The organism is Thomasclavelia cocleata, assembly GCF_900102365.1.
Classification (GTDB): domain Bacteria; phylum Bacillota_I; class Bacilli_A; order Erysipelotrichales; family Coprobacillaceae; genus Thomasclavelia; species Thomasclavelia cocleata.
Genome location: NZ_FOIN01000067.1, coordinates 1 through 7911, shown reverse-complemented (window position 1 = coordinate 7911; position 7911 = coordinate 1). Strand labels below are relative to the sequence as shown.

Genomic DNA, 7911 nt, shown 5'->3' with positions numbered 1-7911 from the left:
TAAAGATGTATGACAAGTTTAGAAATAATGAGCCAATGTGGTCAATAGCGAATCAGTTAGCATTAGCGAGAATAAGAACAGAATCATTTAAAGATGAGTATCATAATAAGGGATTAGAAGAGGGAATTGAAATAGGTATAAAACAAGGGGAAAAACAAGGAATAGAAAAAGGAATAGCGATAGGAAAAAAAGAGATGCTTATTGAAATGATTAAAGAACAGATTGAAGGAAGATATCATCAGGAATGCAGTGAATGGGTAGAAGGATTAAGTGAAAAACAGTTAAAGTTAATAAGCAAATATATATTTGAAGAAGATGAATTTGAAGTATTTAAGGAAAGAATAGATAATAGTAATTAATGTTTAAAAGACAATCGAGTGATTGTCTTTTAATGTTGATTTGCAAATTAAACTAAATAATAAAATCAAATTAAATTTTTACAATAATATTTATTAACGAATCTAAATTTTATTAAATAAATACTTGTAAATCATGATATGATTTTTCTTCAAATGCTTTTAATGTTTCCATTAACTTAATAATATCATTGTCTGCATTACTATAATCATTTAAATTACGAATAGCACTAACAATTCCCATAGTACTACCAATCATCATCATTTCTGCAATATGGGTAGTAGATTTATCAGTTAATGTTTGCATGTTAATCATTAAATATGTACGTAATTTTTCAAAAGAACTTATACCTTTTTCGTCATATCCATGACTATTTAACTTTTCTTTAGCATCTTTATGAATCTTACAATAACCTTCATACTTTTCTTTTAAATATCTTTTAAAGTCTTTATCTTCAACAATTTTTTCTAACTGATCAATTGTTTCAACACCCATTTGTGAATTTTGATAAATAAAGTTTAATAATTTAACATCATCATTCATTTTACTCACCTATTAATAGTGTGTACAAGATAAAAATAAATATACTAATGTTTAACTATTTTTTTATTGATACATAGTATAAAATAGGTGAGAGAAAAACTATGTATATTCCAAATTTAGATCCATGTAGTTTTACAGGAACAGCAGTGGTTCTAGGATATCTATTAACAAATGATTTTACAATTAATGAACAAGCAGCATTAGGTGCATGGTTTAATGTGGTTGGAGACATATTAGCTTCAAATGCATCATGGGCAGCTGTTTTAGAAGAACGAGTACAATCTTTTGAAGATATTCAAGATAATAATCAAAATGATTTAGATATATTAAAAGAAGCAGTTGACAAACTTAAAGTAAGTATTGAAAAACTTCAAAATGAAAAGAAACCCTACTGATTAGGTTTCTTTCTTTTTTGCCATAAATAGATAATTAATAACATAATCAAGGCACCACTAGTATCAATCAAAACATCCATAAATTGACCACTACGACCAGGGATAAATAGTTGATGAAACTCATCACTACAAGCATAAATAAAAGTTATTAACAAAGATATTAATAATTGGTATTTATATGTAATTGTCTTATATAAGCCATAGTAGATAAATAATAAGAGAATTGCATATTCACTCATATGAGCTATTTTTCTGATCATAAATGACAGAGTTTCGTGATTAATATTAATAAATTCTAATACTATTTTAACAATAAAATTACTTTGATTAGATGATTCATTACCATTAGTATGTGACATAATGAAAATAAAAATCATCCAGATTATGGCAGGAATAAAATATTTCAGCTTTTTCATATTTGTTATTTATTTCAAATAAATATATTTTTTACAAATAATATTAATAAAAATGTCATATAAAGAAAATTTAATATTTTGATTATAAATATTAATAGTAAAAAATATTTGCAATTATCTACAAAATACGTATAATACATCTGTATATATCGGATGATAATGGCGAAAGAGATTCTAATTGAACACCGAAGAATTAAAGATTTCAGGTAAAAGGATCGCTATTGGACGAACCTCTGGAGAGACTTATTAAATTAAGCACCGAAGGAGCAAACCTAATTATAGGTGAAACTCTCAGGTAAAAGGACAGAGGGATGAATAGTTTTTTCATTATTAATTCCGACTTAATTTTTAAGAAGGAGTTTTTTTATGGAGTTTTTTACAGAGTTGTTAAAAAAGATTAATGAAATGGTATGGGGAATACCACTAATTTGTTTACTTTTAGGAACAGGCATATATTTTACATATAAGTTAAAATTATTACAATTAACAAAATTGAAACTTGCTTTTTCTTGTATTTTTAAAAAACAAGATAATAATGAAGGAGATGTATCTAGTTTTCAAGCATTATGTACAGCACTGTCATCAACGATAGGAACAGGGAATATTGTAGGTGTTGCTACAGCAATAGTATCAGGAGGACCAGGGGCCTTGTTTTGGATGTGGGTTTCAGCTTTTTTTGGAATGGCTACAAAATATGCTGAAGGTCTACTTGCGATCCGTTATCGTGTTAAAGATGAAAATAATCAAATGGCTGGTGGACCAATGTATTATCTTGAAAGAGGTTTTGGCAGTAAATGGCTTGCTAAAATATTTGCTTTTTTTGGTATTGCTGTAGCATTGTTAGGGATTGGAACGTTTACTCAAGTTAAATCAATTTCGGATGCAATGCAGTTATCATTTAATGTACCGCCAATTATTACTGCTTTATTATTAACAATAGCAGTTGCTTTTATTACGATTGGAGGGATTAAAAGAATTGCTAATGTGGCAGAAAAAATAATTCCTTTAATGTGTTTATTATATATTGGCGGAGTTGTTGTTATACTAATTACGCACCTTAATGTTATTCCTCAAGTAATTGTGTTAATAATTGAATCAGCATTTAATCCTCAAGCAGCATTAGGAGGGGGACTTGGAATTACAATGACGATGGCAATGCAAAAAGGGATTAGTCGGGGAATTTTTTCAAATGAAAGTGGTTTAGGAAGTGCTCCAATAGCAGCAGCAGCGGCTAAAACTGATTCATGTGTAGAACAGGGACTAGTTTCAATGACTGGAACATTTATTGATACAGTTGTTATTTGTACAATGACAGGAATTGCTATTTTATTAACTAATAGTCATACTAGTGGGTTAGAAGGTGCTGCAATGACTTCACAGGCATTTAGTAAGGGATTATTTATTCCTGTAATAGGGAAGTATATTGTAAATATAGGCTTGATTTTCTTTGCTTTTACTACTATTATTGGATGGAATTATTATGGTGAAAGATGTATGTATTATTTAAAGGGGTTAAAAGCAATTCCTTATTACAAGTTTGTTTTTATTGTTTTTATTGCAATTGGACCATTTATGTCATTAGAATTTATTTTTATTCTGGCTGATATTGTAAATGGATGTATGGCTATTCCTAATTTGATTGGATTAATAGGTTTAAGAAAAGAAGTTATTATGGAGACAAAAATATATTTTAAAAAAATAGACAATTATATAAAAGAAGCAAGATAAGAAAAACATTTATTTAATAGGTGTTTTTCTTTAATTTTAGTATTATAAAATAAAAATTTATGTTATTCTTGCCAAAATTATGTTACTCTTGCCAGAAATATAGATTAATGAATAAAACTATTATAAACTAAAATTGGTAATAGTATTATTTGAAAATAGAATAAATTAGCAGTACGGATATCTGAAAATTAAAATAGGCCTATATAATTATAAATTATGTAATATGTTTTTATTTGAAAAATATATTTTACATTAACCATACTATTACTTGGAGAAAGAATTAAAAAGTTATTAGAATAAAAAAGATAGTATAAAATGATCTTCTAAATTGCCAAAATATTCATAAAAAATTGAAAAATAAATTATAGAATTGTTATCATAATAATAAGAGATTATTATAAATATAAACTATAAGAATTCATATGAATTATGTTTGGTTTATGAAAAATAAGATATATTTTAAGAAAATATAAAATTTATCGGATAATCATTAACAATACAAAGAAGAATGTTGATGATTTAGGTATAAATATTTTGACTGTCTAGAATATTCTTTGACTAATAATTAAAAGAAAATGATTGCCTGTAATATAGTGGCATTAACGATGATGTAGCGTTTACTTGAAAATGCTAGAAAAGATGCAATAAATATCGCATCAAATTTGATTAGTAGAACATGTAAATTAGTTTATGTTCTAAATAATCATGATGTTGAAATAAAAAATACTTCAGAGTGATGAATTATTTCAGAGATGAGGACGAAAGAGGCAATCAATATAATTTGTGTATTTGTATTAAGTAAGGTGTTTTTATATTACAAATTAAAATAGGGTATATAGCATAAAAGTGCAGAAAATAAAAGAAAGGAGAGGTTATGAAACAGCCATAAAAATAATAGACATCAATGGACTATAAAGTAAAATAAATGGATTTAATCATATAAATTGCATATATAGTTTTATGTATGTAAGATATGCATTAGTCCACACAAAGAGGTTATAGAGTTAGACAATGAAATAAATAATAGAGCGTTTAGCTAGTATAAAAATTATTATTTTGTAGTCACAAAATTTTGATGGGATATTTAAATAAAATTTATTGTGAATTTTTTGCTTGAAAAAGGTTATTTCATAACAGAAAAATAATGAAAAAATTTTTACTTATTTGTTTAACGCTATTAATTAGTATTAGTTTTTATAGTAGTTCTGTATCTGCATTGGATACTTCATTAGTTGAAAAATGTCCCAACATTATAAGAAATATAAATGATTTATTTCAAACAACCAACAGTAATGTCCACATTCTTGATCGTTATGGTGATGATATTACAAGAAAATTTATAGAAGATAATAGGATATTGTTTGATAATAATGATATGGATAATTTGTTAAAATATTTTTCTAAAGAGTGTTTGACCATGTATATTGGTGAATATGATAGTGAATTAGAGTTCAAAGCATCTACAAGTCAACCAATATCTAGGGCTTCAACAGTAGTTTCGAAAGACTTTGGACAATTTTATACGCTATTGACAACAGCAAGTGGATCTATAACACATGGGGAACTTGGTTACTATATTAGATGCAAAGGTTCTTACAATTATGAGACAGGACGTTGGACTAATGTCCAAGACCCCATTCTTGTTGATTATGGTGGAACATATTTTGCTGAATCTGGATGGGAGATTTCAAGTAATAGGAGCATATCAGGAAGTAGTGTGACTTATAAAAATGTATATGTTTATTTTTGGGGAAGTAGACAAGTAGGTATGATAGGTGCAAGAATACATTTTGATTCATTCACACCAAATAAAAATTTAGTTATTAAGGCTTAAGGAGGATAGTTATGAAAAATGTATTTATAAAATTCTTGTTGAGTATTACAGTGTTTTTTATATGCAATTCATTATTAGATTTACATGCTTTAGAAAATGATTCTGATTCATTAATTTATACAGATGTAATTAATAGTATAGAGAATAGAAATAATATAGAGGTATATGATGAGAACTCAGAAAATATCACAGAAAAATATTTTGCTATAATGTTACCATTAGATACAAATGATGAAAAATCTGTTATTAATAAATTTAATTCATTAAATATACTATGTATTGTTAATAATAGTGTTGAGACAGTTGACATGTATAGTGATAGTCAAAAAAAATGTACGATTTATGGTGCATATAGTTCTGGAATAAAATACAGAGTAGAAGTAACAGTTAAATATAAATATAATGATATTAATGGAAATCTTGTGGCAATTTATTCGTGGTCTAGTAAATATTATTCAATGACAAATGGGTATACTGGTGAAGTATTATCAGCAGATGTAAAGAGGGCAGGAACTAAAAGTATAAATATTGCTATTTCTGTTCAATGTAAAGAGACTAGGGAAAATGATTATACTGGAGATACATTTACAGTTTAAATTTCAAAATTGGGGGAAAGATAAATGAAAAAATTAATTAATAATACATTTCTTACTATTATCGTCATATTACAATTTGGGTATCTATTAATGTTTTATTTGAAAAACCAGTTATATTTAAAGAGTCCTGCATCATCAATATCAAAGACAGTTTTTCAAAAATTACAAACATATGATAAAGTGGCTAATATAATGCTTATTATGCTTGCGTGTATTGTGATGTTCTACTGTGGATATGTTTTATTAAAGGTAAAAGAAAAACAAATTATTATTTATGATTTAGTTATAATGGTAATTTTGTTTATAGCGGGATTAATATTTTATTTGGTGTTTTTAAAAAATATTTATTATAATATACTAATAAATCTATTAGTTTTTATAGGTGTAGTAGTTATTGTTTTATTAATCACATTATTTAAAATTAGAAATCATATGCTTTAAAATGTGGATAATTTTAGTAAACAATAAAAAGCAGGCAATAACTATTTAGTGTTTTTAAATTTCCGTAGGGTTTTGGTGTTCTCATTTTTGTTTATAGTCAAAAAAGTACCATTCGATACCGTGGGGTCAAGAGTGGTACTTTAAAGTGTGCTAGTCATGGTATGAATTCGGTTGAAGATAAAACCAACCATATGTAGTTACTGCCAAGTATAGTGAATCACAAGCCGTTGACAGTAATGTCATGGGTGAAGGAAGTGGTGTAGTGATTTTTTGAGCGTACAAACAGAAGCTTGATGAGACTAAATGGTAGATAAGGCTACTTAAAAAACTGAGTCTAAAAAGTAAATGTAAAACTAAGACCATAACAGACGATTATCAGGGCTATAATCATATTGTTGGTATCAGAAATGCATTGCATATTGCTGGGCATATCTGAGAAGACGTTTTCGGGATGTACTGCCTGATGATATTCAGGATATATCAAATACCCTCGCTAAGACAGCAGTAGATAAGATATCTAGGTTGTTTGCGATAGAAAAAGAGACAGATTTAATATTTGCAGAAGAAAAGATAAAAATAAGAAAAGAAAAGTCAAAACTGATATTAGATGACTTCTTTTTATGATGCAGTGATAATCAAAACAAAGTTTTAGTGTACTCAAAAATAGGAAAAGCAATTCAGTATACATTAAAATATGAAACCAGATTAAGAGAATATATCAATGACAGGCTAATACTAATGATAAATTTGCACAATCAGGCCATTTATGATAGGCAGAAAAAACTGGGTGTTTACAGAATCGCCAAAAGGAGTCAAAGCAAGTGCTACAACATTTTCACTAATTGAAACAGCAAAAGTGAATAACTTAGAACTCTATGATTATATTGAATATCTGCTGGAAATGATGCCAAATGTGGATATTGTATATCATCCAGGAGGAATAGATAAATGCAATCAATTACAGTCTCAGAATCTATCATCTTAAATCATCATGTTTGTATAAAGTAAAAAAGGTGATAATCATAAAAAAATAAGAGTATTTAAAATAATATGATATTTTAGCCTTAAATAAAAAATTTATGTGTTTAAAAAAATTTATTATTTTGATAATCTAATCAGTCACTGGTGTTTCCAAAACGAATAAGTTTTATGGGAAATCTCTTTTTTGTTTTCTCTCTTACTGGTCTAAAATAACTGGGGGCTTATAATGTCTTTATCAGATATCTTCTGAAATTTACAGAAAGTTAAAAAGATGAACCCCCCTCTCGCCGGCTCGCCGGCTATTCAAATAATTTAGGGGGCACAAGTTTAGGGGACAACTTTGGGGGTCAACTTTAGGGGGATGACCTTACAAAAAAGACATTAAAAAAACAACAGCTGGAATTAACTAGTTGTTGTTTCTTTTTATAGTTCTTTTATCATTGATATTGTCTAGATACTATGAAAGGAACTATATGATTAATGATATCATGAATTTTTTAAACATTGAAGATAAAGATATAATTATTACCAAAATTTTAACTGATGGAAATATTAAAGAGGTTCATCTGGAAAAATCTCTTAAAGCTGAATATTGCCCTGCCTGTTCTTCGAGAATGTAT

The 7911-nt window shown here is 27.3% G+C and carries 9 protein-coding genes, 1 pseudogene and 2 riboswitches; of the genes and pseudogenes, 8 read left to right on the top strand and 2 right to left on the bottom strand.

What is annotated here, in order from left to right; translation table 11 throughout:
• A pseudogene (locus BMW96_RS14285) lies at positions 1 to 359 on the top strand (hypothetical protein); the annotation flags it as partial.
• Between the two features lie 112 nt (positions 360 to 471).
• Here the strand turns inward: BMW96_RS14285 and BMW96_RS13485 are convergent.
• Positions 472 to 900, bottom strand: coding sequence for a hypothetical protein (locus BMW96_RS13485; RefSeq protein WP_092357027.1), 429 nt, complete (start codon positions 898 to 900; stop codon positions 472 to 474).
• A 101-nt stretch (positions 901 to 1001) separates the two neighbouring features.
• Between BMW96_RS13485 and BMW96_RS13480 the strand changes: the two genes are divergently transcribed.
• Positions 1002 to 1295 (top strand): hypothetical protein, encoded by a 294-nt coding sequence (locus BMW96_RS13480; protein WP_092357024.1) that lies wholly within the window; start codon positions 1002 to 1004, stop codon positions 1293 to 1295.
• Here BMW96_RS13480 and BMW96_RS13475 read toward each other — a convergent pair.
• Positions 1289 to 1711, bottom strand: a complete 423-nt coding sequence (locus BMW96_RS13475; RefSeq protein WP_092357021.1) for a VanZ family protein — start codon at positions 1709 to 1711, stop codon at positions 1289 to 1291. The genes BMW96_RS13480 and BMW96_RS13475 overlap by 7 nt on opposite strands.
• 153 nt (positions 1712 to 1864) lie before the next feature.
• Positions 1865 to 1939, top strand: a riboswitch (glycine riboswitch).
• A gap of 2 nt (positions 1940 to 1941) precedes the next feature.
• Positions 1942 to 2021, top strand: a riboswitch (glycine riboswitch).
• Between the two features lie 56 nt (positions 2022 to 2077).
• Here BMW96_RS13475 and BMW96_RS13470 point away from each other — a divergent pair.
• From BMW96_RS13470 to BMW96_RS13445, 6 genes are all read left to right on the top strand, one after another.
• Complete coding sequence (locus BMW96_RS13470; RefSeq protein WP_092357018.1) at positions 2078 to 3439, top strand: alanine/glycine:cation symporter family protein; 1362 nt, start codon at positions 2078 to 2080, stop codon at positions 3437 to 3439.
• Positions 3440 to 4583: 1144 nt separating this feature from the next.
• Positions 4584 to 5273: a hypothetical protein gene (locus BMW96_RS13465; protein ID WP_092357015.1), complete on the top strand. Its 690-nt coding sequence runs from the start codon at positions 4584 to 4586 to the stop codon at positions 5271 to 5273.
• An 11-nt stretch (positions 5274 to 5284) separates the two neighbouring features.
• Entirely contained in the window at positions 5285 to 5869 is a 585-nt protein-coding gene (locus BMW96_RS13460; RefSeq protein ID WP_092357013.1) for a hypothetical protein, read from the top strand.
• Positions 5870 to 5893: 24 nt separating this feature from the next.
• Positions 5894 to 6310, top strand: coding sequence for a hypothetical protein (locus tag BMW96_RS13455; protein ID WP_092357010.1), 417 nt, complete (start codon positions 5894 to 5896; stop codon positions 6308 to 6310).
• 411 nt (positions 6311 to 6721) lie between these two features.
• Complete coding sequence (locus BMW96_RS14880; RefSeq protein ID WP_092357006.1) at positions 6722 to 6934, top strand: IS66 family transposase; 213 nt, start codon at positions 6722 to 6724, stop codon at positions 6932 to 6934.
• A 163-nt stretch (positions 6935 to 7097) separates the two neighbouring features.
• Positions 7098 to 7295, top strand: coding sequence for a transposase domain-containing protein (locus BMW96_RS13445; RefSeq protein ID WP_157796104.1), 198 nt, complete (start codon positions 7098 to 7100; stop codon positions 7293 to 7295).
• Positions 7296 to 7911 lie beyond the last annotated feature (616 nt).